Annotated in this window: 20 protein-coding genes and 1 pseudogene; 7 read left to right on the top strand and 14 right to left on the bottom strand. The window is 69.1% G+C overall.

Annotated features, from left to right (window positions below; translation table 11 throughout):
• Positions 1-288: 288 nt before the first annotated feature.
• Positions 289-606: an SH3 domain-containing protein gene (locus ABZ833_RS41825; protein ID WP_361058589.1), complete on the bottom strand. Its 318-nt coding sequence runs from the start codon at positions 604-606 to the stop codon at positions 289-291.
• 533 nt (positions 607-1139) lie between these two features.
• On the opposite strand from ABZ833_RS41825, the gene ABZ833_RS41830 reads away from it, so the two are divergent.
• Positions 1140-1472 carry a hypothetical protein gene (locus ABZ833_RS41830; protein ID WP_361058591.1) on the top strand — a complete coding sequence of 111 codons (333 nt, stop codon included), beginning with the start codon at positions 1140-1142 and terminating at the stop codon, positions 1470-1472.
• 398 nt (positions 1473-1870) lie between these two features.
• Here ABZ833_RS41830 and ABZ833_RS41835 read toward each other — a convergent pair whose 3' ends face one another.
• Positions 1871-2275 (bottom strand): hypothetical protein, encoded by a 405-nt coding sequence (locus tag ABZ833_RS41835; protein WP_361058593.1) that lies wholly within the window; start codon positions 2273-2275, stop codon positions 1871-1873.
• Between the two features lie 140 nt (positions 2276-2415).
• Between ABZ833_RS41835 and ABZ833_RS41840 the strand changes: the two genes are divergently transcribed.
• From ABZ833_RS41840 to ABZ833_RS41850, 3 genes and pseudogenes are all read left to right on the top strand, one after another.
• Positions 2416-3231: a helix-turn-helix transcriptional regulator gene (locus tag ABZ833_RS41840; RefSeq protein WP_361058595.1), complete on the top strand. Its 816-nt coding sequence runs from the start codon at positions 2416-2418 to the stop codon at positions 3229-3231.
• Positions 3228-3425: a DUF397 domain-containing protein gene (locus ABZ833_RS41845; protein ID WP_361058597.1), complete on the top strand. Its 198-nt coding sequence runs from the start codon at positions 3228-3230 to the stop codon at positions 3423-3425. Before ABZ833_RS41840 ends, ABZ833_RS41845 begins: the two co-directional genes overlap by 4 nt.
• A 121-nt stretch (positions 3426-3546) precedes the next feature.
• Positions 3547-4992, top strand: a pseudogene (locus tag ABZ833_RS41850) (MFS transporter); the annotation flags it as partial.
• A 228-nt stretch (positions 4993-5220) separates the two neighbouring features.
• Here ABZ833_RS41850 and ABZ833_RS41855 read toward each other — a convergent pair.
• The 5 genes from ABZ833_RS41855 to ABZ833_RS41875 form a co-directional block, all read right to left on the bottom strand.
• Positions 5221-6867: a DUF4173 domain-containing protein gene (locus ABZ833_RS41855; protein WP_361058599.1), complete on the bottom strand. Its 1647-nt coding sequence runs from the start codon at positions 6865-6867 to the stop codon at positions 5221-5223.
• 238 nt (positions 6868-7105) lie between these two features.
• Positions 7106-8014: an ADP-ribosylglycohydrolase family protein gene (locus ABZ833_RS41860; RefSeq protein WP_361058600.1), complete on the bottom strand. Its 909-nt coding sequence runs from the start codon at positions 8012-8014 to the stop codon at positions 7106-7108.
• A gap of 12 nt (positions 8015-8026) precedes the next feature.
• Entirely contained in the window at positions 8027-8686 is a 660-nt protein-coding gene (locus ABZ833_RS41865) for a histidine phosphatase family protein (RefSeq protein WP_361058602.1), read from the bottom strand.
• 116 nt (positions 8687-8802) lie between these two features.
• Positions 8803-9408: a YdbC family protein gene (locus ABZ833_RS41870; protein WP_249587319.1), complete on the bottom strand. Its 606-nt coding sequence runs from the start codon at positions 9406-9408 to the stop codon at positions 8803-8805.
• 33 nt (positions 9409-9441) lie between these two features.
• Entirely contained in the window at positions 9442-10287 is an 846-nt protein-coding gene (locus ABZ833_RS41875; RefSeq protein WP_361058604.1) for an arylamine N-acetyltransferase, read from the bottom strand.
• Between the two features lie 184 nt (positions 10288-10471).
• Between ABZ833_RS41875 and ABZ833_RS41880 the strand changes: the two genes are divergently transcribed.
• Positions 10472-10999 (top strand): TerD family protein, encoded by a 528-nt coding sequence (locus tag ABZ833_RS41880; protein WP_361058606.1) that lies wholly within the window; start codon positions 10472-10474, stop codon positions 10997-10999.
• Between the two features lie 141 nt (positions 11000-11140).
• Here ABZ833_RS41880 and ABZ833_RS41885 read toward each other — a convergent pair whose 3' ends face one another.
• Both ABZ833_RS41885 and nrdR read right to left on the bottom strand, forming a co-directional pair.
• Entirely contained in the window at positions 11141-14038 is a 2898-nt protein-coding gene (locus tag ABZ833_RS41885; protein WP_361058608.1) for a vitamin B12-dependent ribonucleotide reductase, read from the bottom strand.
• A 135-nt stretch (positions 14039-14173) separates the two neighbouring features.
• Entirely contained in the window at positions 14174-14728 is a 555-nt protein-coding gene (gene nrdR, locus ABZ833_RS41890) for a transcriptional regulator NrdR (protein WP_249587323.1), read from the bottom strand.
• A 494-nt stretch (positions 14729-15222) separates the two neighbouring features.
• On the opposite strand from nrdR, the gene lexA reads away from it, so the two are divergent.
• Positions 15223-16005, top strand: coding sequence for a transcriptional repressor LexA (gene lexA, locus ABZ833_RS41895; RefSeq protein WP_249587324.1), 783 nt, complete (start codon positions 15223-15225; stop codon positions 16003-16005).
• A 100-nt stretch (positions 16006-16105) separates the two neighbouring features.
• On the opposite strand, the gene ABZ833_RS41900 is transcribed toward lexA, so the two are convergent.
• The 5 genes from ABZ833_RS41900 to ABZ833_RS41920 form a co-directional block, all read right to left on the bottom strand.
• A complete protein-coding gene (locus tag ABZ833_RS41900; protein WP_361058611.1) occupies positions 16106-18127 on the bottom strand; it encodes an ATP-dependent DNA helicase in 2022 nt (673 codons plus the stop codon).
• A gap of 40 nt (positions 18128-18167) precedes the next feature.
• Positions 18168-20060 carry an IucA/IucC family siderophore biosynthesis protein gene (locus ABZ833_RS41905; protein WP_361058613.1) on the bottom strand — a complete coding sequence of 631 codons (1893 nt, stop codon included), beginning with the start codon at positions 20058-20060 and terminating at the stop codon, positions 18168-18170.
• Between the two features lie 57 nt (positions 20061-20117).
• Entirely contained in the window at positions 20118-20879 is a 762-nt protein-coding gene (locus ABZ833_RS41910; RefSeq protein ID WP_361058705.1) for a GNAT family N-acetyltransferase, read from the bottom strand.
• A gap of 150 nt (positions 20880-21029) precedes the next feature.
• Positions 21030-22979, bottom strand: coding sequence for an IucA/IucC family protein (locus ABZ833_RS41915; RefSeq protein ID WP_361058707.1), 1950 nt, complete (start codon positions 22977-22979; stop codon positions 21030-21032).
• Between the two features lie 227 nt (positions 22980-23206).
• Complete coding sequence (locus ABZ833_RS41920; protein WP_361058615.1) at positions 23207-24769, bottom strand: diaminobutyrate--2-oxoglutarate transaminase family protein; 1563 nt, start codon at positions 24767-24769, stop codon at positions 23207-23209.
• A 344-nt stretch (positions 24770-25113) separates the two neighbouring features.
• Here ABZ833_RS41920 and ABZ833_RS41925 point away from each other — a divergent pair, with 344 nt between their 5' ends.
• The gene (locus tag ABZ833_RS41925) at positions 25114-25257 is read left to right on the top strand and encodes a hypothetical protein (protein WP_361058617.1); all 144 of its coding nucleotides are present in this window, start codon (positions 25114-25116) and stop codon (positions 25255-25257) included.
• The last annotated feature ends 40 nt before the right edge of the window (positions 25258-25297 follow it).

The following is a 25297-nucleotide window of genomic DNA, read 5'->3' on the forward strand; positions in this document are numbered from 1 at the left end:
CTGAGTTCGGCCCGCTCAGGCCTACGGACCCCCGGAAATGCTCAGTCTGCTACAGGCTGTGATGTTTCTGAATGCCAATCACAGAACTATTCCGAGGCCCCATGCGATTAATTGATCTCCCAGGCCGCACGCCACACACTCACCACACGCCCCACCAGGCCGAATGACGCCAACACAAGGCAAAGCACCGCGAGTTGAACAACCAAGGATCTAGGCCAGCGCGGCCCCCTCCCTGTCGGCACAGAGAGGGGGCCGCATTCTTACGGGCTCAACCGCCGCCACAGTCCGTCAGTACAGGTACGAGCCCACGACCCAGCCGACATAACCGCCCGGCAGACCACCCGCTGAACCGCCGCTCAAGGCCACCCGATACCAGGACTGTCCGCCGCTGTCCTGCTTCAGCCCGATCAGCTTCATCCGGTCACCCGTGTAGAGCTGACCCAGGACCCCGTAGTTGGTACTCGGGCCCGTACGCATCCGCAGCCCGTTGACCGTGGCCCGCACGTGCTCACCGCGCGTCAAGCGCCCGTCCGCCAGACCGTTGTCGGCAGTGTTGTGCGGAGCCACAGCGGCACCACTGGAGCCGTTCGGCCCCGGAAGGGGCATTGCGGACGCTCCCGCCGCCCCGACGGTACCCAGCCCCAACACAGCCGCACCAGCAACGACCAGCGCGCGCAGACCCTTGCGGTTTCCCATCATCTGACTGCCTCTCGGTTCGCAACATGACGAGCAGCCACCGACGCGTTCACCGGTTGACCACTCATCCGAATGTGTCATCAGAATGGAGCAGCCGCGACGCGCGGTCAACCACTTATCCGAATGAGTGGCCCGGAAAGGCAATGCGTCGTCCTGCGGCCACGGGCAGAGGGACGCATACGCAGGGGTACAGGCATTCCGTGGCCTATCGGGCAAACCCCAGGCGGGAGTAGCCTTTGGCGTAGTCCGTGGGATGACTGCTGCCGTCAGCGCGGCAACGGCGTACCGGCGACCTCATGGGCCCGGAGTGGGCTCCTCCGCCAGCGGCTGCCCAGCGGGACTCTGCACCCGCCACATGGCACCGCGAGAGACGCCGCCCCCTTTTCGGGGGCTCTCCCTTGGCTTCGCCTGCTCTCGACGGTGCACGGCATCCGGGACCTTCCATGCACGGCTACTTCGCCGACGATTCTCTGATCATCGTGCCGTCGGGCGCCTCCCAAGGTGTGCGCCTGTTCGGGGAAGTCCTCGGCACGCACAAAGGCGCACTGGCCTTGGCCCTGACCGACCAGCGCCGCACCGCGCAAGAGATCACCATCGATCTAACCGGCGTGCACTACCTCGCCAACAGTGCCCTGGAGATCCTCGTAGCTCTCGCCAACAACCTCCAACCGCCCCAATGCCTACTCATCCGCGCCACCCCCGAACTGGCGATGCGAGAAAGACTCACCGCACGCGGATGGGACCTCATCGAAACCCTGCAACTGATCGACGGATAGTCACGCGCTCCGCGATCAAGACCAGCAGTTCAGCAACCCACAGCGGCGCCTGCCGAGCAGACGCAACCCCGTGCAACTCCAGGGTCCGGGGAGTTACACGGGGTTGCGCGGTCGGTGTCGCTACGTCCCCTCCCCGGCCACCGACAGCCGAGGAGGGTGTCTCACTGCCTTGTATGACCCGCTCCGGCCGTTGTCCTCGGTCGCGTGGGAGGAGCGACCGGAGCGGGCTTCATCCGCGCCTGCCGAAGGGACCAACCACAGCAGGGCGGAGCTTCAAAGGTGACCTGACATGGCCAGACCGATCACGGTGAGCAAGGAAGCAACACACGCCACCGTGAGGATGCCTCCCCAGAAGGCCCCATCTGAGGTGATCTTCCATCGCCGTAAGTCCCCGCCCCTCATGCGCTCCACCGCGCAGTCGTCGAGGGGGTGTGCGCCTCAAGGCGGTGTTCCGAGATCGCCGCGTACACGTCGACCGTCGACTGACGCCGCACGATGATCCGTTCGCGCTCCAGGTTGAGTTCGCCGCACCTGCTGCAGCCAGGAACAGGCTTCACCGCGTCGTCAGAGGTCATCTTGGCAACGGCCCTTACGGCAATGTCCCAGTCGTGCATGCCCCTACCGTCAGCACGGGTGCATTGACGAGCATCGGCCCGCCACGAATAGCCAGCCGGACGGGAGAGGGTCAGCGTCTCGTCCGCCTCGCCGATCTCCCTGACTTCCGCAATCGTGCCGCGACTGTGGTCCCGCACGATGTCACCAATGCTGTGCCCGAAGGCTCCGTCCCTGTCCTCTGCCACCATCACTACCTCGTAGGGGGTTGGTATTCGCTCCTCGCAGTTACAGCGTTGCCCTGCGCCGCTACGCTCAACAGCCATCAGGTGTTGACAGACGCGGCTGTCACGTGTGACAACACCCCATGTCACAGGGAGGATTGGGGTCGGTGGCTGTACTCGAAGAGCAAGACGAGACCGACAGCATGCTGAAGTTCTTCGGGGATGAACTACAACGTCTCCGAGCGGAACAGGGCCACTCTCAACAGGCGCTGGCTACGGCGTGCTTTTGCAACCGAACCCTGGTCAACAAGATCGAGAACGCCAAGCGGGTCCCATCCAAGAATTTCGCTCTACATGCAGATGAGTTCTTCCAAACCGGAGGGCACTTCGAGCGACTTTGGCCGCTGGTCATCAAGTACGCGTATCCGAGTTGGTTCCGGCCGTACGTTGAGCTGGAGAAAGCAGCGGCCATCATCCGATCGTTCGAGACCATGGTCATCCCTGGTCTTCTACAGACTCGGCCCTACGCTCACGCCATCCTCGCCGCTGGACGCAGTAACGATGTAGACGGGCTCCTTGATGCGCGCTTAGAACGGCAAGCAATCCTTGAGCGAGATACACCGCCTGAGCTGTGGGTGATCATGGACGAGAACGCAGTGAGGCGCAGGGTAGGAGACGGGTCCGTGATGCGAGACCAGTTGCAGCATCTACTCGACCTGGCGGAGCGCCCATCCGTCGTTATCCAGATCGTTCCGTTGTCGGCAGGTGCCCACGCAGGTATCGGCGGCCCGTTCCACTCGCTAGCCTTCGCCGAGGGCAACCCGGTTGTGCACGTAGACGGCTTCCTGAGGGGCCAACTCCTAGCTGACCCATCAGAGGTCAGAGCAGCGGGCCGGGCCTATGATCTGCTCATGGGTGCTGCCCTCGACGTTCGCAAGTCGGTAGACCTCATCGCCGATGTCATGAAGGAAGTAGGAACGTGATCCGCGCAAACAGCCTGCCGGAGCTGGCATGGCGTAAGAGTTCGTACAGCAGCGACAACGGCGGCGCTTGCATCGAGGTCGCCAACGGAATGGCCAGCGTTGTACCCGTCCGCGATAGCAAGGCCCCGGACGGACCCGCCCTGGTCCTGTCAGACACGGCCTGGAGCGTCTTCGTCGACTGGGCCAAGTCCTGACCACACCGTGAAGCCCCCGCTGTGACGGGGGCTTCACCATGTGAGGGCTGCGACATAGGAGTTCCCAGCTCAAGCCGCCAGCTCAATACGGAACCGCAGAACACACGGCGGAACGGTTCCTGACGCGACGATTGTGAACATCGCGCTCCCGCACATTCAGGACGCTCTCAAATTCTCCACCACCGACCTCACTTGGGTCGTCAGCGCGTACACCCTCACCTTCGGTGGCCTGCTGCTTCTCGGTGGCCGCGCCGGTGACATCCTCGGCCGCCGCCGGGTCTTCATGACCGGCATCCTGGTCTTCACCCTCGCCTCGCTCCTGGGTGGATTCGCCCAGGAGCCCTGGCAGCTGCTGGCGGCGCGCGCCCTTCAGGGCGTAGGTGGCGCGATCGCGTCGCCCACCTCCCTGGCACTCATCACCACGACGTTCCCCGAAGGTCCCGAGCGCAACCGCGCGTTCGGTGTCTTCGCGGCCGTCTCCGCGGGCGGCGGTGCCATCGGCCTGCTGACCGGCGGCATGCTCACGGAGTGGCTCGACTGGCGCTGGGTGCTGTTCGTGAACGTACCCATCGGCATCCTGATCGCCTTCCTCGCCCCGCTCTACATCAGCGAGTCCGAGCGCCATCCAGGCCGCTTCGACATCGCGGGCGCCCTCACGTCGACCCTCGGCATGGCCTCGCTGGTCTACGGATTCATCCGGGCGGCCGAGGACGGCTGGAGCGACAGCATCACCCTGGGGTCGTTCGGCGCGGCCACCGTGCTGCTCCTGGCCTTCGCGCTGATCGAGAGCCGGGCGAAGGAACCGATCACTCCGCTGAGGATGTTCGCGGACCGCAACCGCTCGGGCTCGTATGTGATCATGCTGAGCCTGGCCGCCGCGATGTTCGGCATGTTCTTCTTCATCGTGCTCTTCGTCCAGAACGTGCTGGGCTACACACCGATCGAGGCAGGCCTCGCCTTCCTCCCGGTCACGGTCGCCATCGTGGCGGGCGCCGGCATTTCCCAACGGCTGCTTCCGGTCCTTGGCCCCAAGCCGTTCATGGTGACCGGCTCGGCCCTCGTCGCCGTCGGCCTGGGCTGGCAGACCTTTGTCAGCCCGGAGAGTACGTACGTGAGCGGAGTGCTCGGCCCGATGCTGCTGTTCGGCTTCGGCATGGGTCTGAACTTCGTGACCCTTACATTGACGGCCGTCTCCGGAGTCGCCCCGCACGAGGCGGGCGCGGCATCAGGCCTGCTCAACGCGACGCAGCAGGTGGGTGGTTCACTCGGCCTCTCCATCCTGACCACGGTGTTCGGCACGGCGAGCCGGAACGAGGGCAAGGAACAGATGGCGGACTTCATGGCGAACGGATCGCCGGAACAGAAGGCCGAATTCGCCAAGACCGGCGAGTTGCCAGCGCCCTGGGGACACGAAGTGCTGTCCCAGGGGATCTCTACGGCCTTCATACCCGCCGTCGCGATGGCCCTGCTCGCCCTGGTCACCGCCGTGGTCCTGGTCCGGGTGCGCAAGAGCGACATGGACGCGCTGTCCGGCACGGCGAGCGCGGCCGGTCCCGCGGGCGGCTAACGAGGCGACGACGGGGAACGGACGTGCCGGGCCGTCCACCTCGGGCGAGGCGGCGGCCCGGCACTCGCCCGCAGTGTCGGCCCGCCACTCACCCGCAGTGGACGACCCCGGCCCGCCACTCGCCCGCAGTGCACAGCCACACCCGCGCCCTCGCGAAGCCGGCCACGCCACGCCACCGCCACGCCACCGGCTCGCGAAAGGCGCACGGCCGGCTCGCGAGAGCGCACCTCAGCGGTGTGAGGCCTCCTGGCCGGCACGGTTGCAGTCCGCCACGGTTGCCTCGGACGGCCGTTCCTCGATGATCTCCCTGGCTCGCGCCTCCCCCAGGCTGGTGGCGTACCAAGGGGCTCGCTCGGACCCGAGGCCGTTCGCGATGCCTTCAAGGGCGCAGGAGCGCAAGGGCTCCGGCAGTCCGTCGACGGCCGGTGCGGCATCCGCGGACAGGCCGCGCGCGTACTCCAGGTCGAACTTCCCGGTGTCCTCGTAGCGCTGGACATTGCGCTCGGCGATGAGTCCGTCGGGCGAGAGGAGCCCGAAGGCCAGCACTCCGGCCGCCGCACTCGCGGCGACGGCGCGCGGCAGCCACCGGGCGCCCCACACCCCCGCCGCCATGATCAGCACGATGACCAGGCCGAGCCAGAGCTCCACGGCCACGACCGACACCCTCAGCCGGGTCAGGCCGTAGGCGTCCACGTACATGTCCATGCGCCGCACCGCCGACGCCACGACGACGAGCGTGAGGGCGCAGAGCGTGCCGAGCACGGCCCGCACCAGACCGCGGTCGCGTGACCCGTCACGCGGCGCCCAGCGCAGGGCGAGGATGATGACGACCAGGGTGAGCAGGGTGGCGAGCAGCAGCTGCCAGAAGCCCTGGCGCGCATACGCGGCGTACGAGAGGTCGGTCTTCTCCAGGACCGCGTCGTACCCACCGAAGAGCACGGCCAGCTGCACCACGTTGAACGCGGCGAACAGCAGGTTCAGGACGATCAGCGGCAGCGCCCACTCGACGCGGCCCCGCTCCCGGCCAGGCCCCACGACGAGGCGGTCCCAGCGCACGGGCGCGGCAGCGGTGTGCGCGGCGGCGAGCGCTCCGACGACACCTGCCGCGAAGAGCAGCACACGCCACGGCCCGTCCGAAACGGAAGCATCGGGCATCAGATCGCCCAGCAGCCCCGCGAAGGCGGCGTCGGCCCCGGCAAACAGCGCGCCGAAGACCAGCAGCAGCACGGCGGTCACCGCGACCGCCCGCAGGACGGGCCCGCTCCTGGACCCGCTCGCGCGGCCCCGCACCCCGCGCCAGCCCCAGCCAAGGCCGGAGAGCACGGCGTCGAAGAGACCGAGCGGGCCGAGCAGGAGGCCCGGCCAGGTGCGGCAGCCGTGCAGCGCGAGCGAGCCGAGCGCGACGGCGGAGACGATGGCGAGGAACGAGGGCCAGCCCGCGTCCCGCAGCGCGGGCACGGCCAGCAGCGCGAGGCCACCGATCGCCCAGGCCAGGGTCCAGGGCCGCGGCCTGCGACCGGCCTGTTGTGCGGCGAAGTACGCGGCGAGCGCGGCGGGCACGGCGACGATCAGCAGATTGAGCGCGAGCCCGTCGCCGAGCAGCAGCATGCTCAACAGGCCGGTTGCGAGCACCGCGACGAGCGTGCCTGTCCGGACCGGGGCGGGCGGATCGGCCCGAAGGTCGGCCAGGAACGGCTCGTGCTTGTACGCGCCCGCCGGGTACGCCCAGTCGACGCGAGGCTGCGGGCTCCCCTCCGCGGCACGCTGCCGGGGCACTGCGTCCTCGGGCTCCTCGAACCCCTCGGGCTCGTCGAACTCGGACTTCTCAGGCGCCGCAGGTGCCTCGGCGTCGCTGTCTGCTCGTGGATCTGCCACATCTGATGGCTCTGGCGTGGACGGTGTATCGGACACGGGACCCCCTCCCGGCCGGTCCGCACGTGCAGCGGACGGCACGCACGCGTGGCGGGGCCGCCGGGCGACCGGCATCTCGTTGAGGACACGCAAGTCATGATCAACTCGCGGCCTGGCGGTAAGAGTAGCCGCGAGACAGCGGACGGCCCCCGCATCGGCCATGCTGTGGCATGACCGTGACAGTCACACCGGAACCCCGGAGTCAGTCCGCCGCGACCGGCACCCAGGCGGGCAACACCTCGGTCCGCTCCAGCCACTCCGCGGAGGGCGCACCACCCGCGCCGGAAGCGACCACTCCGCCCACGATGGCGCAGGTCGTGTCCATGTCGCCGCCCACCTGAGCGGTGGACCAGATGGCCCGCTCATAGTCACCGAGGCCACGGGCGGCCGACCACAGCGCGAACGGCACCGTGTCATGAGCGGTCGTACGACGCCCGCAGCCGAGCACCGCGGCGACCGTCGCGGCGTCTCCGTAGTCGAGCATGTCCCGGGCCCGGCGCAGCCCCGCCCCCACGGCGCTGCGGGGCACCAGGTCGATGACACCGTCGAGCAGCGCCTTCGGCGCGGGTGGCCCCGCCGGGTCGGCAGCCAGGGCCGAGGCGGCGGCCACCGCCATGGCCCCCACGACCGCCTCACGGTGCTGATGCGTGGGGTACGCGGAGATCTCCGCCTGGTGCGTCGCCTGCTCCGGATCGTCCGCGTACCAGGCGCCCAGCGGCGCGATCCGCATGGCCGCTCCGTTGCCCCAGGAGCCCTGCCCCTTGAACAGCGCTGAGGCCAGCTCCCGCCAGTCCCCGCCCTCCCGGACCTGCCTGAGCAGCCGGTTCACGGCGGGGCCGTAGCCACGGTCGAAGTCATGGTGCTCGGCGAAGGACAGGGCGAGCGCGTCCTGGTCGATCCGGTCCTGGCGGACCAGGACCGCGAACACGGAGCAGGCCATCTCGGTGTCGTCGGTCCACTGCCAGGGGCCTGGGGGCGCTTCCCGTCGCTTCAGCAGCGGGTAGTTCGCGGGCACGAAGAACTGAGAGCCCAGCGCGTCCCCCACCGCCAGTCCACGCAGGCTGGCCAGAGCGCGGGCCAGGCGCCGGTCGGGAGAGGAGTCAGCGGTCATCGCTCTGCCACTCTATCCGGTGACGCCGTACGGTTCGGGTTCGCGCCAGCGTTCGAACGGCCGGTCCAGTGTGTACTTGCCGTCGTCGCCGAGCACCAGCGTCCGCATCTCGCCGTTGCCGGGGTTGGACAGCGACTCGAAGTCCGCCACCGACCAGTGGAACCAGCGCATGCAGAAAAGCCGCATGGTCAGGCCGTGGGTGACCAGGAGGACGTTCGGCGGATGGTCCGGGGCCTCGAAGCTCCGGTACAGGCTCTCCAGGAACGCCCCCACCCTGTCGTAGACGTCGGCCCCCGACTCGCCCTGGGCGAAGCGGTAGAAGAAGTGTCCGTACGCGTCGCGGTACGCCTTCTGCAGCTTGACGTCGTCCCTGTCCTGCCAGTTCCCCCAGTCCTGCTCCCGCAGCCGCGGCTCCTCGCGCACCCGCACGAGGTCGGGGTCGAGCCGCAGGGCCCGGAAGGTCTCGTGGGTGCGGCGATAGGGCGAGACGTACACACTCACCCGCTCAAGGCCGACGGCGTCCCGTAGCTGCCCGCCCGTCTCGTCCGCCTGCCGCCACCCCTTCTCGGTGAGCGCAAGCGCGTGGTCGGGTTCGCGTTCGTACACGGTGTCGTCGGCGTTTCCGGCCGACTCGCCGTGCCGGACAAGGAAGATGCGCCGCGGACGTGCCATATGGAAACCCTAGATCGGCCCTTCCCAGGCGGCTCAACCGGTCGGCCGTCCGGGCTCCATCCGGCGTATACGGCCGCCACCCACGGTTGCGCCACGGCAGGTCATCCCGCGCGACGTCACACCGTCCACGACGGCTCCAGTTCCACGATGTCACCGGCCAGCGCCGCGACATCGGCCTCGGTCTGGGCGCGCAGCGAGAGGCGCTCCACCCGCTCCCTGCGGTACTTGCCGTGCTCGGCGGCCGACAGCCACATCGAGAGGACGAGGAACTCGTGCCCGGGCGCCTCTCCGAAGAGTCCGCGCACCATCCCCGGGGAGCCCGCCATCGCCGGGTTCCAGACCTTCTCCTGCATCAGCGCGAAGTGCTCCACCCGCGCCTCACGGACCCGGCAGTGCGCCACCCGCACCACGTCGGCGTCCGCGAAGCGCGGCTCGAAGCCCGTCTTCACGTCGAAACGGTGGTCGAAGAGCTTGATCTGGATGTCTTTGAAGGTGCCTGACTGCGTGGCGGCGAGCCGGTCATGGGAGCGCGCCATGAAGGAGTCGTAGAAGGCCCGGCTCTCCCAGAAGCCGAAAACGTGCGCCACGCCCGGCCGCTCACGGCTCCACCCTCCACCCTGTCCCCGGAACCCCGGCTCCCCCAGAAGCCCCGCCCACTTTCGCTGTCCCCGCTCGAACCCCCGTCGGTCCACCACGGTGCAGCGAATCCACTTGACCAGCACCGCGCCATCGTACGGCGCCGAGCGTGGCCCGGGTCACGCTCCGGCGTAGTGCGCCCGGATCAGCTCGGCGCAATCATCGGCGTTCAGTTCAATACCGAACTCCCGGACGAGGACCTCCCCCAACTCAGCGGCGGATACGTCGCGTTCGTCCGATGTGCCGTCCGGCCGCGTCACCGTCAAGTGCTCGCCGACCAAGGTGCGGCGCACCTCCGGAGCGGCCCTCTGGAGCACGGGGCGGCGGATGAACGACGACCTGGGGTGGGTCGATGTGTAGTGGTTCATCACTACGTAGTCGACGGGAAGCCGTTCTTCCAGGGTGTATTCGTAGAGATCGAACCAGCCGTCCGCGTGCTCGGTCCGCAACACCCGTGCACCGTTTGCTTCCTGGACGATCCCGAACCGCCACTCTCCTTGTCGCACGTCTTGCCGTACGTCTTCTTGTACGTCGCCCACGCCCCCCATGAGGATCGGTTCGAGCAGCCCTTCGGCGCCGAAACCGACGTCACAGTGCCACTGCCGCCCGTCCGCCTCGACCCTCAGGAGCATGTGCGTCACCGCGCGACGCGACGATGCACCCGCCCTGACCCGCGCGCCAAGTCCCGTGACGGCGAAGCCGATCCGTTCCAGAACTGCCGCGAACAGGAGGTTCTGCTCATAGCAGTAGCCACCTCTCCGCTGTCGCACCAGCTTGTCCTGCAGTGCGGTCAGGTCCAGCGGCACGGGCCGGCCGAGCATCATCTCCAGGTTCTCGAAGGGGATCTCCGCCACATGCGCCCGGTGGAGCGCACGGAGTGTGTCGAAGTCGGGCTTCGTCTCTCCTCGGTGACCGATCCTGGCCAAGTAGGCCTCGATGTCCAGTTCTTCCCCGCTCCATGTCATGGGTCCAATGATCGTCGCGCCCGCGTGGGTGTGCCACCGGAAACGCCCGGGGTGGGTCCAACGGCCCTGCCGACCACGAAACTTCAGCGATGTCAGTCATCCGTCGTAGCGTGTCTGTAGGGCGTGCCGTGTGGACATGTCTTGTGCGTGAGCGTCAGCCGGGACCAGCAGGAGGGGGAATTCCGTGAGCAGTGTCAGCAAGGGGATCAAGAAGGTCGAGGTGGGGCTCAAATGGGATCCGAGTCCTGTCGGCACGCCGCCGCATGATCTCGACATCATCGCCGCGACCTATACCGCGGACGCCCCGTACGACAGCCCGGTGTACCTGGTGCACTTCGACAGCCGCGCCCCCGACGGGACGATCACCCTCAACAGGGACAGCAAGACAGGGCAGGGCTTCGGTTTCGACGAGGTCATGACCCTGGAGCTCGACCGGCTCGCGGCGACGTACGCGCGCGTGGTGGTCGGTGTGGCCATACAGCCTCACGAGGGGCACAAGGTGTTCGGCGACATCCCGAACACCGCGGTGCGCATCCGCGAAGGACACAGGGACCTCGCGCAGAGCGACCTCTCCGCGGTCTCCGGGCACACAGCCGCGACGATCGTCGAGTTCACCCGGGGCGAGTCGGGCGCATGGTCCTTCCGCGAGTTCCTCCACGGGTTCGAGGCCGACCCGACATCCTTCGCGGCCGTGATGGGGACCGAGATCTGAGAACCGACGCACCGTCACGTACGGCGCGAAGGACGGCTCACGAGAAACGCCAAGGGCGGCGGACCGATTTCTCGGTGCCACCGCCCTTGGCGTTCAGGCCTCACTCCTGGTCAGTGCCCGGAGCTCCGGCCGGTGCGGCAATCAGCTGCAACCGCTGGTCGAGCCGCAGCCCTCGCAGATGTAGCAGGAGCCGGCACGCTGCATCTTCGTCCCGCAGGAGAAGCACAGCGGCGCGTCGGCCTGGATGCCCAGCTGCATCTCCACGAGCTCGGCGCTGGTGTGCGCCTGCTGCGGAGCCGGCTTCTCGGCCTCGACCTTCGGCACGGCGACCGACTTCAGGACCTCGGGCTGCCGCGGGGCCGACTGGGCCAGACCCTCGACGTCGACCTCGGACTCGTCCATGGAGGGCTCGTACGAACCGGTCTCCAGGTGACGCTGACGCTCCTCGGCCGAGTGGATGCCGAGCGCGGAGCGCGTCTCGAAGGGCAGGAAGTCCAGCGCCAGGCGGCGGAAGATGTAGTCGACGATCGACTGCGCCATCCGCACGTCCGGGTCGTCCGTCATGCCTGCCGGCTCGAAGCGCATGTTCGTGAACTTCGAGACGTAGGTCTCCAGCGGAACGCCGTACTGCAGGCCCACGGAGACGGCGATCGAGAAGGCGTCCATCATGCCCGCGAGGGTCGAACCCTGCTTGGACATCTTCAGGAAGACCTCGCCGAGACCGTCGTCCGGGTAGGAGTTGGCGGTCATGTAGCCCTCGGCGCCACCCACGGTGAAGGAGGTGGTGATCCCCGGGCGGCCCTTGGGAAGGCGCTTGCGGACGGGGCGGTACTCGACCACCTTCTCGACCGCGGCACGGATCGTGTCCTCGGCCTTCTCGGTGACCTCGGCGTTCCCGTCGCCCTTCTTCTTGGCGGAGAGGGGCTGGCCGACCTTGCAGTTGTCGCGGTAGATGGCGAGCGCCTTGACGCCCATCTTCCAGGCCTCGTAATAGACCTCTTCGACGTCCTCGACGGTGGCCGTCTCCGGGAGGTTGACCGTCTTGGAGAGCGCGCCGGAGATCCACGGCTGGATGGCCGCCATCATCCGGACGTGACCCATCGCGGAGATGGAGCGCTCGCCCATCGCGCAGTCGAAGACCTCGTAGTGCTCGGTCTTGAGACCCGGGGCGTCGATCACATTGCCGTTCTCGGCGATGTGGGCGACGATCGCCTCGATCTGCTCCTCCTGGTAACCCAGGCGACGCAGGGCCTGCGGCACGGTGCCGTTGACGATCTGCATCGAGCCGCCGCCGACGAGCTTCTTGAACTTGACCAGGGCGAGGTCGGGCTCCAGGCCCGTGGTGTCGCAGGACATCGCGAGACCGATGGTGCCGGTCGGGGCGATGACGGACGCCTGAGAGTTACGGAAACCGTTCTTCTCACCGAGGCGGAGCACGTCCTGCCAGGCCTCCGTGGCGGCGGCCCAGATCGGCGTGTCCAGGTCGTCCACACGGGGCGCCGTGGCGTTGGCGTCGGAGTGCTGCTTCATGACGCGCTTGTGCGGCGTGGCGTTCTTGGCGTAGCCGTCGTAGGGGCCGACGACCGCGGCGAGCTCGGCCGAGCGCTTGTACGACGTGCCCGTCATCAGCGAGGTGATGGCGCCGGCCAGGGAGCGGCCACCGTCCGAGTCGTACGCGTGGCCGGTGGCCATCAGCAGGGCGCCGAGGTTGGCGTAACCGATGCCCAGCTGGCGGAAGGCGCGGGTGTTCTCGCCGATCTTCTGCGTCGGGAAGTCCGCGAAGCAGATCGAGATGTCCATCGCGGTGATGACCAGCTCGACGACCTTCGAGAAGCGCTCGGCGTCGAAGGACTGCGTCCCCAGGCCGTCGTCCTTGAGGAACTTCATCAGGTTCAGCGAGGCGAGGTTGCAGGACGTGTTGTCCAGGTGCATGTACTCGCTGCACGGGTTCGAGCCGTTGATCCGGCCGGACTCCGGGCAGGTGTGCCAGGCGTTGATGGTGTCGTCGTACTGGATGCCGGGGTCGGCGCAGGCCCAGGCGGCCTCGGCCATCTTGCGGAAGAGCGACTTGGCGTCGACCTCCTCGATGACGTCACCCGTCATGCGGGACGTGAGGCCGAACTTGCCGCCCTCCTCGACCGCCTTCATGAACGTGTCGTTCACGCGGACCGAGTTGTTGGCGTTCTGGTACTGGACGGACGTGATGTCGTCGCCGCCCAGGTCCATGTCGAAGCCCGCGTCACGCAGGGCGCGGATCTTCTCCTCTTCCTTCACCTTGGTCTCGATGAAGCCCTCGATGTCGGGGTGGTCGACGTCGAGGATGACCATCTTGGCCGCGCGGCGCGTGGCGCCACCCGACTTGATCGTTCCTGCGGACGCGTCGGCACCGCGCATGAAGGAGACCGGACCCGAGGCGTTGCCGCCGGAGGAGAGGAGTTCCTTGGAGGAACGGATGCGGGAGAGGTTCAGGCCGGCGCCGGAGCCGCCCTTGAAGATCATCCCCTCTTCCTTGTACCAGTCGAGGATCGAGTCCATGGAGTCGTCCACGGCCAGGATGAAGCAGGCGGAGACCTGCTGCGGCTGGGGCGTGCCGACGTTGAACCAGACCGGCGAGTTGAAGCTGAAGATCTGGTGCAGGAGGGCGTACGCCAGCTCGTGCTCGAAGATCTCGGCGTCGGCGGGCGAGGCGAAGTAGCTGTAGTCCTCGCCTGCCTTCCGGTACGTCTTCACGATGCGGTCGATCAGCTGCTTGAGGCCGGTCTCGCGCTGCGGGGTGCCAACGGCCCCGCGGAAGTACTTGCTGGTGACGATGTTGACCGCGTTCACCGACCAGAAGTCGGGGAACTCGACGCCACGCTGCTCGAAGTTGACCGAGCCGTCGCGCCAGTTGGTCATGACGACGTCTCGGCGCTCCCAGACCACCTCGTCGTACGGATGCACGCCGGGCGTCGTATGGATGCGCTCGATACGCAGACCCTTGCTGGCCTTGGATCCCTTGGCGCGGGAACCTCGTGCCGGGCCGCTCGTCGTCTCGGTCATGCCGCCTCCCTGTATCAGGCTAAAACGCCCTGAAGTGCCACGTTCTTCCCGTGACACGATGTTGTCTGGTGCCGCGAAAACCCGCGAAGGTCACCGCAACAGGTCTGTGTGTGCCGCCGTCGGCCGTTCAGCCGGTCAGTCGGCGGCAGTGGCGGGCACCGGGACTTCGACAGTCCCTCCGGGCCCGCAGTCTTTCGCGCCGTGCTCGCCGCCGGCGCCCTGCGGCTCATCGTCGAGCCGCTTTTCCCGCTGGTCCCTCAGCTCCCCGATGGCAGCCTCGAAGTCCTCAAGTGAGTCGAACGCCCGATACACGGACGCGAAGCGCAGGTAGGCCACGAGGTCCAGCTCCTGCAGCGGACCGAGTATGGCCAGACCCACGTCGTGCGTGGTCAGTTCCGCGCTTCCGGTGGCCCGCACCGCCTCTTCGACCCGCTGGCCGAGCTGGGCGAGGGCATCCTCGGTCACCGGCCGCCCCTGGCACGCCTTGCGTACGCCGTTGATCACCTTCGTACGGCTGAAAGGCTCCGTCACGCCGCTGCGCTTGACCACCATCAGCGAACACGTCTCCACCGTCGTGAAACGGCGGGAGCAGTCGGGACACTGACGGCGCCTGCGGATCGACGTGCCGTCGTCGGTGGTGCGACTGTCGACTACGCGACTGTCGGGGTGCCTGCAGAAGGGGCAGTGCATGGAACTCCCAACCCTCCTTCATGACACGACTCATAGGCCTCAACAGGCCCATGGGGCCCTCGAAGCAGCCCCAAGCATAGGCGATGCCCGAGGCCTGAAAAGACCGGGGACCACAACTTCTGGGCCGCGGTCGCAATCCAACCACTAGATCTGGGGTTTGGCCGTAAATTCGACCCCATCGCGTGTCGCACACCCACGGCCCGCCGTGAAGGTTACGAGCCCGCCCCGCGCGCCGCACGAGAAGGGGGCGGTGCCGGGTTGACCGGACGATGAGTGGCAGTATGGGAGCCCCACCGAGGGGGCCACGACCCCGGCGGTGAAGCGTACCGTAATGAACCGAAATGCCATTCGGCTCGAACGTTAGCCATACACCCAGACGCATGATCCCGGCAGGCATTCTGCGATTTTTCACTCGAACGTGTGTTTGGCGCAACCTTTCGAAAGCAACTACCGTTGGCTAACTAGGGAGAACATCTCGAGAGGGGCCGACAGACGTGACCACCACCGCAGACAGCGCCACCATCACTGCCCAGGACCGCCAGAGCCGACTCGAGCCGGTGCATGCCATGAATGACGCAAGCACGAACCAGGAGGGCCCCAAGCCCACACGCTCCCTACCGGGCCGACCTCCTGGTATCCGCGCCGACAGCTCGGGGCTCACCGACCGGCAGCGCCGGGTCATCGAGGTCATCAGGGACTCCGTGCAGCGGCGGGGCTACCCGCCGTCGATGCGGGAGATCGGGCAGGCGGTGGGCCTCTCCAGCACCTCGTCGGTGGCCCATCAGCTGATGGCCCTGGAGCGCAAGGGCTTCCTGCGCCGCGACCCGCACCGTCCGCGTGCGTACGAGGTGCGCGGCTCGGACCAGCCGAGCAGCCAGCCCACGGACACGGCAGGCAAGCCCGCCGCTTCGTACGTCCCGCTGGTCGGCCGCATCGCGGCCGGTGGTCCGATCCTCGCCGAGGAGTCGGTGGAGGACGTCTTCCCGCTCCCCAGGCAGCTGGTCGGCGACGGTGAGCTGTTCGTCCTCAAGGTCGTCGGTGACTCGATGATCGAGGCCGCGATCTGCGACGGCGACTGGGTGACGGTGCGCCGCCAGCCCGTCGCGGAGAACGGCGACATCGTCGCCGCCATGCTCGACGGCGAAGCGACGGTCAAGCGGTTCAAGCGCGAAGACGGACACGTGTGGCTACTGCCTCACAACTCCGCGTATCAGCCCATCCCCGGTGACGAGGCGACGATCCTCGGCAAGGTGGTGGCGGTGCTGCGGCGGGTGTGAGCCTCCGCCCCTGACCGGGCCCCGGAACCAACTGCGCCGGTTCCGGGGCCCTGCTGCGTCCGGGGGCGGTACGCGGGCCACGCTCGCCCGCGCCCAAGCCCTACTCCTCGGCGGCCTGCTCCTCGGCGGCCTCGTCCTCAGCGGCAGCCTTGGGTGCGGCCTTGGCCGCCGCGTCGATCGCGGACAAGGAGCGGCGCACCTGATTGCGGTCCGTCGTGTACCAGAAGTCGGGAAGCGAGGCCCGCAGATAGCTGCCGTAGCGCGCGGTCGCGAGCCGCGGGTCCAGGACGGCGACCACTCCACGGTCCTCTGACGCCCGCACGAGCCGTCCCGCGCCCTGCGCCATCAGGAGCGCCGCGTGCGTCGCGGCGATGGCCATGAAGCCGTTGCCTCCGTTGTCGTCCACCGCCTTCTGGCGGGCGCTCATCAGCGGGTCGTCGGGACGCGGGAACGGGATCTTGTCCATGACCACCAACTGGCAGCTGACGCCCGGCACATCGACGCCCTGCCACAGCGAAAGCGTCCCGAACAGACAGGTCTGCTCGTCCGCCGCGAAGTTCTTGATCAGCTCGCCCAGCGTCTCCTCGCCCTGCAGCAGGATGGGCACGTCGAGCCGGCCGCGGAGCTCCTCGGCGGCGTTCTGAGCGGCGCGCATGGACGAGAACAGGCCGAGCGTGCGGCCGCCCGCCGCCTCGATCAGCTCCGCCAGCTCGTCGATCATGTCGCTGCGCGTGCCCTCACGGCCCGGCCTGGCCAGGTGCTGGGCGACGTACAGAATCCCCTGCTTGCGATAGTCGAAGGGCGAGCCGACGTCGAGGCCCTTCCACACCGGGGCGTCTTCGGACTCGGTGCCCTCGGGAGCGAGCCCCAAGGACGCCCCCACTCCGTTGAAGTCGCCGCCGAGCTTGAGGGTGGCCGACGTGAGGACCACGGAGCGGTCGCTGAAGAGCTTCTCGCGGAGCAGGCCCGAAACGGACATGGGCGCCACGCGCAGCGAGGCTCCGAAGCGGTCGTGGCGCTCGTACCAGACGACGTCCCACTCGGAGCCGTTCGCGATGCGCTCCGCCACGTCGTGGATCGACTCGACGGAGGCGAGAGCCTGTTTGCGTACGGCGTCCTCGTCCTGGACCGACTTGTCGCGGGTGGAGCCGAGCGCCGAGATGACCGTGCGGGCGGCGTCACGCAGGGCCATCAGTGCATACCCGAGGTCCTCGGGGACCTCCTCGATGCGGCCGGGCAGTGCCAGCTCCATCACCCGTTCGAAGCTCTCGGACGCGGTCTGGAGCTGATCGGCCGCCTTCTCGTTGACGAGTTTGGCGGCTCGGCGCACAGCGCGGTTGACCTGCCCCGGGGTGAGCTCTCCGGTGGCGACGCCGGTGACCCGGGAGACCAGCTCATGGGCCTCGTCCACGATCAGCACCTCGTGCTGGGGCAGGACCGGGGCGCCCTCGATGGCATCGATCGCAAGGAGCGCGTGGTTGGTGACCACGACCTCGGAGAGCTTGGCCCGCTCACGCGCCGCCTCGGCGAAGCACTCCGCTCCGTACGCGCACTTCGTCGCCCCCAGGCACTCCCTGGAGGAGACGGACACCTGCGACCATGCGCGGTCGGAGACCCCGGGCGTGAGGGCGTCCCGGTCGCCCGTCTCGGTCTCGTCCGCCCAGTCGCGCATTCGCAGCAGGTCCTGGCCGAGCTTGCTGGTGGGGGCGGCGGCCTCGAACTGGTCGAAGAGGCCGGGGCCCTCCTCCTCTTCCTGCGGCACTCCCTCGTGGAGACGGTGCAGGCACAGGTAGTTCGAGCGGCCCTTGAGCATGGCGAACTGGGGGCGGCGGCGCAGCAGCGGATGCAGGGCGTCCACCGTGCGCGGCAGGTCACGCTCCACGAGCTGGCGTTGCAGTGCCAGCGTGGCCGTCGCGACCACGACGCGCTCGCCGTGCGCGAGAGCGGGCACCAGATAGCCGAGGGACTTGCCCGTGCCGGTACCGGCCTGGATCAGCAGGTGGGAGCCGTCGTCGATCGCCTCTGCGACGGTCTCGGCCATGGTCACCTGGCCAGGGCGCTCTGTGCCGCCGACGGCGGTGACGGCGGCGTGCAGGAGCTCGGGAAGGGAGGGCTTTGTCATAGCGCGACTACCCTACGGGTCTCCACTGACAATCCCTCGATCAAGGCCGGTGGAGGGGGTTCGGGACGCTCCCGTGGACGGCGGCGTGCGGACGCTCGGGGCGGTCACGGTATCCGTCGAGATGAAGCCGGTTCCGGTTCAGGCAGAGCCGCTCGATGCGCGGGGTCAGCAGGTCGAACATCTCGTACCGCTCCTTGAGCTGCGGCGCGCGCGCCTGATGGCGGAGGATCTCGGCGCGGACGAGGGACCAGAAGTCGCTCTCCGGGATGCCCAGCTGCTCGTGGCAGAGCGGGGCGAGATAGCGGAAGACGCCCACGAAGAGCCCGGAGTGGATGAACTGCGTGAGGAAGTCGGGGCGTTCGGTGAGCAGTACGTCGCGGACGTCGTCCGGCATCGACGCATGCTCCGGAAGGGCCTCGGCGCTGACGTTGATGTCATCGACGAAGTCCTTCACCGCGAGCCGGACGGGCACGTCCTCGTCGTCGAAGACGACGATGGCGTTCTCCCCGTGAGGGGAGAACACGGTGCCGTACCGGTAGAGGAACTGCAGGAGCGGAGGCAGCAGCGCCGCGAAGAGGTGCCGCAGCCAGACCTCGGGGGCCAGGCCTGAGCGCTCGACCAGCTCGGCGACGAAGGCCTTGCCCTGCGGGTCGGTGTGCAACAAGGAGGCGAGCGTGCGGGCGCGCTCATCGGGAGCGAGATACCGGGTGATCGGTTCGCGCCAGATCGCGCCGAGCAGTTCCTTGTACTGGTAAGGGACCTCGGGGAGGTCGTCGTACAGCGGGTGGGCGACGGTCACCGACGCGACCTCGCCGAGCAGGATCACCCGGCATTCGTCACGCAGGAAGGGGTCCGCTTCGCGCAGGGCGTGCATCCAGGCGGTGACGGCGGGGGCGGCCAGGGTGCGCTCGGTCGGGAGTCCGCGCCACACCAGGGTGTTGAGGACCGACAGCGGCAGCTTGACGGTGTGCCGGTCGGGACGGGACACGTTCAGGAACGTACGAATGGACTGCTGGGGCAGCCGCAGATCTCCGTCGGTGGTGAGGGGCACGATCGTTCCCGCGGCGACGGAAGGGGCGAAGAGGGGCAGGACGACGTCGTCCCACTGCCACGGGTGGACCGGCAAGTAGAGATAGGCGTGCGGGTCTAGGCCGCGTGCCCTGAGTATGTCCGCGAAGGACTCCCGGGTGGCGGGGGTGAGCTCACGTGCGTACAGCCGCTCCGCCGTGTCCAGGCCGCCGACGCCTCGGTAGGCGGCGAGGTCGGTGTGGACCGCGATCCAGGGAAGCCGCGCGGTGCGACGGGCCTCGGGCGCCCAGCGCGCGGCGTCGCTCGCGGAGAAGCCGATGCGGCCCTTGTTGAGGACGAGCCAAGGGTGGCCGGTCTGATGCCCTTCGAGTTCCGCGTAGCCGAGGTCGGCGAGCTGCGATGCGCTGAGGGCGGTCTGGTCGAGCCGGGCGTCGGCGGAGAGTGTGACGGTCAGCTCCCGGATGAGGTGGCCGAGCGTGGCGCCGTCGATTCCCAGGGTGCGGCGGGCCCGGGTGAGGAAGCGGAGGGGGTCGCTGAAGGGGAGCGGCGGCCCTTCGCCCTCGGCCAGGGCCAGGCTGGCCGGGTCGACGTGCCAGCTGCCGTACGAGCCGCGGCGGGCACGGAAGAGGAGGCGGGCCGCTCTCGACCGCCCGGGTTCGCTGTGCCCGCTGCCTTCGCTCTCTTCGCAATCGTCATGGTCACCGCCATCGAGGACGAGGCTGTAGCTGTCCGTGTCGCCCGGTCCGGCGGGGGCGGGCTTGATGATCTCCTCGTAGGCGAACTCGCCGACCATTTTGGCGAGGAGGCGGCGCCCGCCGCTCGCCCACCTGTCCGGGGTCAGCTCGGGCGGGTCGTAGAGAGCGGACGGTTCGCGGGACGTCGGGGGGACGGACGGATTCGGCACGGGGACTCCTGAGGAGGGAACCGGATCAGGTCGAGCGGTGTACCAAGAGTGAGCGGGTCAGAGCACTGCGCGCAGGGCCCGGTCACGGACCATGAGCGCCGCGCGTTTGTCGGGGAGATCCACCTCGGCGGCGAATCGGAAACCGGCGCTGAGGAACGCGGAGACGGAGGGGGTGTTGCGCAGGTCGGGTTCTGCGATGACGCGTGCGCATGCGGCGCGGTGATCGAGCACAAGGTCGGCGACGGCTCTCAGCAGAGAGGTGCCGAGCCCCCGGCCGCGGTCGGCGACACCGCCGATGAGGAGGTGAAGACCGGTGTCGTGCGGGCGGGCCGGGTAGTGGCGGGCGAGGGCGTCGAGGTCCGCACGGTAGACCTCCCAGTAGCTCATCGGTGTGCCGTCCAGAACGCCGAGGCACGGGACGCTGCGTCCGTCTCCGTCGATCTGGTCGCGCAGATGCGTCTGTGTGACGTCATCGGCTCCGGCCAGTTCCCAGAACGCCGCCACGGCGGGGTCGTTCATCCACCGGCTGATGAGAGGGAGGTCGCGTTCGACGCGTACAGGTACGAGTTGGAAGACACCGGCAGAGGTGGTCGCAGGGCCCCAGTCGGCGACGTTGTCGAGCAGATCGTCGGCTGACGAGGCGGCCGACGGTGCCGGGGCACGGTCGGCCGTGCGCGCGCCGGCACCGGCACGCCCCACGCCTGCGCCTGCGCCTGCGCCCACACCCTGCGCGACTTGCACGCCCTGCACGGCCTCTGCATCAGCCGTGCCGCTCGTGCCGAACAGGGCGATGAGCTCGTCCGGGAGGCGCAGGTCCAGGGTGTCTTGGACGTCTGCCTTGTCGGCGTGGGAGGACTCGGTGGCGGACTCAGGGGTCGTCTCGGTTCCTGCGTCGGCGCTCGTGTCGGGGGGAGGCGGAGGCACGGCGTCGCTCCTCTCAGAAAGGGTCAGAAAGGTGGGTCATGTTCCTCAGGAATGAAGGGGGTTGGCGATGGAGACGTAGACGGACTGGGTGTCGACCGGGCCCACGAGCTCGTCGAGCCCGCGAAGCCGGGTCAGCAGGTTGGCCTTGCAGCGCAGCACCGGTGAGTCGAGAAGCAGGGCGGGCAGCGGCGAACGCAGAGGAGCGGGACCGGAGACGACGTCGCCGAGGAAGCGGCGGAACCCCGCGAGCAACAGCTGCTCGTCGGCCAGGCGTTGGGCGCCGAGCGCTCCGATGAGGCCGAGGACGTTGTTGATGCCGAGGTAGTAGGCGAACCGCTCGTCTGCCACCTCGTCGGACACGAACGTGTCGCTGTGGTCGCCGATTCCGGGGAGCCGTCGCTCGAGTTCGGTGCGGCGGGACTCACGGAAGTAGTAGCCCTGGTTGTCGCGGTAGCGGCCGCCCACCGGCCAGCCGTCGGCGTCGAGCAGCAGGAGCGTGTTCTGCTGGTGGGCCTCCAGGGCGACACCTGCCTCGCTGTCCAGCCAGAGCACAGGGCGTACGACGTTCTCCAGGTAGCGCAGGAACCACTCCGTGGCGACGGCTCCCCGGGGGCGGCCCGTCCGTCCGGCCAGGCGGGTGACGATCTCGCCGAGCCGGGAGCGCATCGGGGCGCGGTCATGCCCGGTGGAGTGCGGTGACGGCCAGGGCGAGACGAGTCCGGCGATGCAGGTGACGTCGTCGCCGGGGCCGAAGGGGTTGTGCCGGATCATGACGTCGAGTCCGGTGACGGGCGCGCCGTCGGGGCCGTTCACGGCGAGCCAGGCCGGGTCGCGGATCACGTCGAAGCCCGGGTGAGCTGCCTGCCACTGCTCGGCGAGACCGCTGCGCAGCAGCCGGTGGACCTCGACGCCGCGGTGGAGTTCCTTGCGGAGGTTCTCACGACGGGAGTTGGTGATGCGCAGGCCGAGGGAGAGCTTCAGCATGGCTGGGGCGCCGGAGCGGTAAAGGGTGCGCACGGAGGAGGTCGGGTACCACGGTGCTCCGTGAGGGCCGAGGTCCTGGAGGAGTCCGGCTTCCAGGAGCGCGGCGGTCGCGGGGCGGTGCCTGAGCTCACGCATCTGCCAGGGGTGCAGGGGCAGCGCGGCGCTGCCTTCCGGCAGTGGCAGGTCGTGGCCTGCGAGGCGGGCGGTGAGCTGCTCGGCCGGGAGGGTGCGGCCCCGCTCGGTCCAGGCCGAGTCCGCGGCGAGCACGGAGGGGTCGACGGCGAGCCAGTGCAGCGCGAAGGCGCCGCGCAACTCCGGGGAGTAGAGGCGGGATTCGGTGTCGGAGAGTCCCTCGCGGCTCTTCGGGGTGGGGTGCAGGGGGTGGCCGAGGAGCAGGGACTGTTCGGCGGCGAGGAAGAGGTCGGGTTCGTCGCCGGGGTTGTTCCTGCGGTCGGCGATGAAGGTGGCGGTGCGCCGCACCGAGTCGGCGACGCGGCCGACGAGGTCCCCTCCCTCGACCCGCTCGCCGTCGCTGCCGGGGCCTGCGTCGGCACGGGCGTCGGTGCCGGAGTCGGTACTGGCGTCGGTGCCGGAGTCGGTACTGGCGTCGGTGCGGCCGTGCTCGCGTTGTGCGTCAGCCTCTCCCTGCCCGTCTGCCCGCTCCTCCGACTGTCCCTCCCCCTGGCCGTCCGGATCGGCGGCTTGGCTCGGTCGGCCCGTTTCGCGGCCGAGGAGGGCGGCGACGGTGACGGCGTCGGCCGGGGGTGCGGTCCGGGGGCCGTCCTCCAGGTACGGGAGGCCGAAGCGGTGCCAGCCGGTGGCCGACCAGTAGTACACGGGGACGAGGAGAGCCGTGCCGCTGGCGTCGAGCGGGATGCGCAGGGCGCCGTGCTCGGGGGCAGGGAAGTCGTTCTCGCGCACCCAGCAGCGCAGGAGGTTCTCGATGGCCGCCACCTGGGCGGCGGTGTGCGGATCGGGGTGCTCCAGGAGGTCGGCGGTCGCGCCGCGCAGCTGCTCGGTCCGACCGCCTCCCTTCTGCCGGGGAACCGTACCGGGCTCCGCCACCAGCGAGGATTGCTTGCCGCACGCGCCTGGGACGTGGGGGTGGGGTGGGCCTTCGGATGCGGGGGTGGCGTTCAAGAGGACTTCCTTGTGAGGTCGTTCGGGCTCCAGGGCGACGGGCCGGAGCTGTGCTGATGTCTCTTGGCCGCCCGCGGGACGGCCCGGGTCCGGCGTGGCTATCCGTGGTGCGGACGCTCTGCCGCGGAGATCGCGTCGGCGAGGCGGTCCAGGATCGCGGCCGCTTGCTCGTCCGTGATCGTGAGAGGAGGAAGGAGGCGTACGACGCTGGAGTGCCGTCCGCCCAGCTCGACGATGAGTCCGCGGCGCAGGCATTCCCGTTGCACCGCGGCAGCGAGTTCGGGTGCCGGGGGAAGCGGCCGCGGGAAGCGGTCGAGGGTCAGAGGGCGGGCGGCTCCGGCAGCTCCCGCGACTCCGGCAGCTCCGGCAGCTCCGGCAGCTCCGGCAGGCAGAGGGTGACCGGCCGAAGCGCCACCCGAAGTGCCCCCCGATGCGCCCGTGCTGCCTGCCCTGCCCGTGCTGCCCGCCGACGGAACCGGCACGTGGTCCACCGACCGCGGGCCCGGCACGGGCTGGGCCGCGGCGGCCGGGTCCACGAGTTCGACGCCGATCATCAGGCCTCTGCCGCGGACGTCGCCGATGCAGGGATGTTCGGCGGCCAGGGAGCGCAGCTGGGTGAGCATACGGGTGCCAAGGACTCCAGCGCGTTCCGCGAGGCCGTTCTCACGGACGTACTCAAGGGTGGCCGCGCCCGCCGCCATGGCGAGCTGGTTGCCGCGGAAGGTGCCCGCGTGGGCGCCGGGCGGCCAGACGTCGAGGTCGTCGCGGTAGACCACGACGGCCAGTGGGAGGCTGCCGCCGATGGCCTTGGAGAGCACCATCACGTCCGGGACGACGCCGCTGTGCTCGACGGCCCAGAAGGTGCCGGTGCGCCCGACGCCGGTCTGGACCTCGTCCGCGATGAGCGGGATCGTGCGGGCGGCGGTGATCTCGCGCATCCGGCGCAGCCAGTCGTCGGGGGCGGGGATCACGCCGCCCTCACCCTGCACCGGTTCGAGGATCATCCCGGCCGGTAGCGGCACACCCGACTTGGGGTCGTCGAGGAGGCTCTCGGTCCAGCGGGCCGCGAGTTCGGCGCCGTCCGCACCGCCGATGCCGAACGGGCAGCGGTAGTCCTGCGGGTAGGGCAGGCGCGCGACGCGTACGTCCTGTGCGCCGCCGGACACGTCGAGCGCCCCTGCCGTCATCCCGTGGTAGGCGCCGGTGAAGGCGAGCATGCCGTCGCGCCCGGTCGCCGTACGCACGAGTTTGAGCGCGGCCTCCACCGCGTCCGTGCCTGCGGGGCCGCAGAACTGGATCCGGGCGCGGTCCGCGAGCGCGGGGGGCAGTGTGCGGAACAGCTCGGTGGTGAAAGCGTCCTTGACCGGTGTGGCCAGGTCGAGGACGTGCAGCGGTGCCCCCGATTCAAGGACCTTTCTGATCGCTTCGAGCACGACCGGATGGTTGTGCCCGAGGGCCAGGGTCCCCGCGCCCGAGAGGCAGTCGAGGTAGCGCTGCCCGTCGGCGCCCTCGATCGTCAGGCCGCGCGCCCGCACGGGCACGATCGGCAGGGCGCGCGCATAGGTGCGCGCCGCCGACTCGCGCGCCGACTGGCGTCGCAGGATCCCCTCGTGTGCTGCGGAGTGCGCCGCGGAAATCGCCGCGGGCGCCGGCTCGGTCACGGCCACGACTGTTGGTCCTCCCGCTGGGAACGGGCGCTTCCCCCTCGATCCGGGCCAGCGCGCCTTCGAGTTGACAGGGGAGTTGAGCGCAGGCCGCCAGTCCCCCGTACGTACCAACGACGAGGGCTGCGGAGGAACACGGGTCGTCGGAAGATCCTTGCCGTGGCGGAACCGTTGCCGGTCCAGGGCCTGGTCACCACCGCCCGGCAGAAGTCCGGGCTCGACGGTCGCCGCCCGGCTGAAGCGGGGGTAGGCGAGCACGGTGGACGCATCCCGCGCTCGTCTCGGTCGGCAGCGTCGCCGAGTGAGCGCCGGTGAACCGGATGCCGAGGACGGGCGCCGCGATGAGCAGCATGATGGAGAAGGCGGGATTGAGCGTGCCCGTGGAGACGTTCATGAACGAGCGCTTCGCGACGGAGGGCTCCGCCATCACGCGCGAGGCCTTCTGCACGGACTGGTCGAGTAACGACGGGTCGAGCAATTCATAGGGACGTGGCCATGACGGAGACGTCAAATCGGCTGCTCTCC

It is taken from the genome of Streptomyces sp. NPDC047525 (assembly GCF_040643025.1).
Lineage (GTDB): Bacteria > Actinomycetota > Actinomycetes > Streptomycetales > Streptomycetaceae > Streptomyces > Streptomyces durmitorensis.

Excerpts from the sequence above, each read along its gene's own strand:
- ABZ833_RS41900 (WP_361058611.1), bottom strand. The coding sequence starts at position 18,127 with ATGACAAAGCCCTCCCTTCCCGAGCTCCTGCACGCCGCCGTCACCGCC.
- ABZ833_RS41885 (WP_361058608.1), bottom strand. The coding sequence starts at position 14,038 with ATGACCGAGACGACGAGCGGCCCGGCACGAGGTTCCCGCGCCAAGGGA.
- ABZ833_RS41860 (WP_361058600.1), bottom strand. The coding sequence starts at position 8,014 with ATGACCGCTGACTCCTCTCCCGACCGGCGCCTGGCCCGCGCTCTGGCC.
- ABZ833_RS41835 (WP_361058593.1), bottom strand. The coding sequence starts at position 2,275 with ATGGTGGCAGAGGACAGGGACGGAGCCTTCGGGCACAGCATTGGTGAC.
- ABZ833_RS41825 (WP_361058589.1), bottom strand. The coding sequence starts at position 606 with ATGCCCCTTCCGGGGCCGAACGGCTCCAGTGGTGCCGCTGTGGCTCCG.
- nrdR (WP_249587323.1), bottom strand. The coding sequence starts at position 14,728 with ATGCACTGCCCCTTCTGCAGGCACCCCGACAGTCGCGTAGTCGACAGT.
- ABZ833_RS41875 (WP_361058604.1), bottom strand. The coding sequence starts at position 10,287 with ATGACATGGAGCGGGGAAGAACTGGACATCGAGGCCTACTTGGCCAGG.
- ABZ833_RS41925 (WP_361058617.1), top strand. The coding sequence starts at position 25,114 with ATGAGCAGCATGATGGAGAAGGCGGGATTGAGCGTGCCCGTGGAGACG.
- ABZ833_RS41865 (WP_361058602.1), bottom strand. The coding sequence starts at position 8,686 with ATGGCACGTCCGCGGCGCATCTTCCTTGTCCGGCACGGCGAGTCGGCC.
- ABZ833_RS41830 (WP_361058591.1), top strand. The coding sequence starts at position 1,140 with ATGCACGGCTACTTCGCCGACGATTCTCTGATCATCGTGCCGTCGGGC.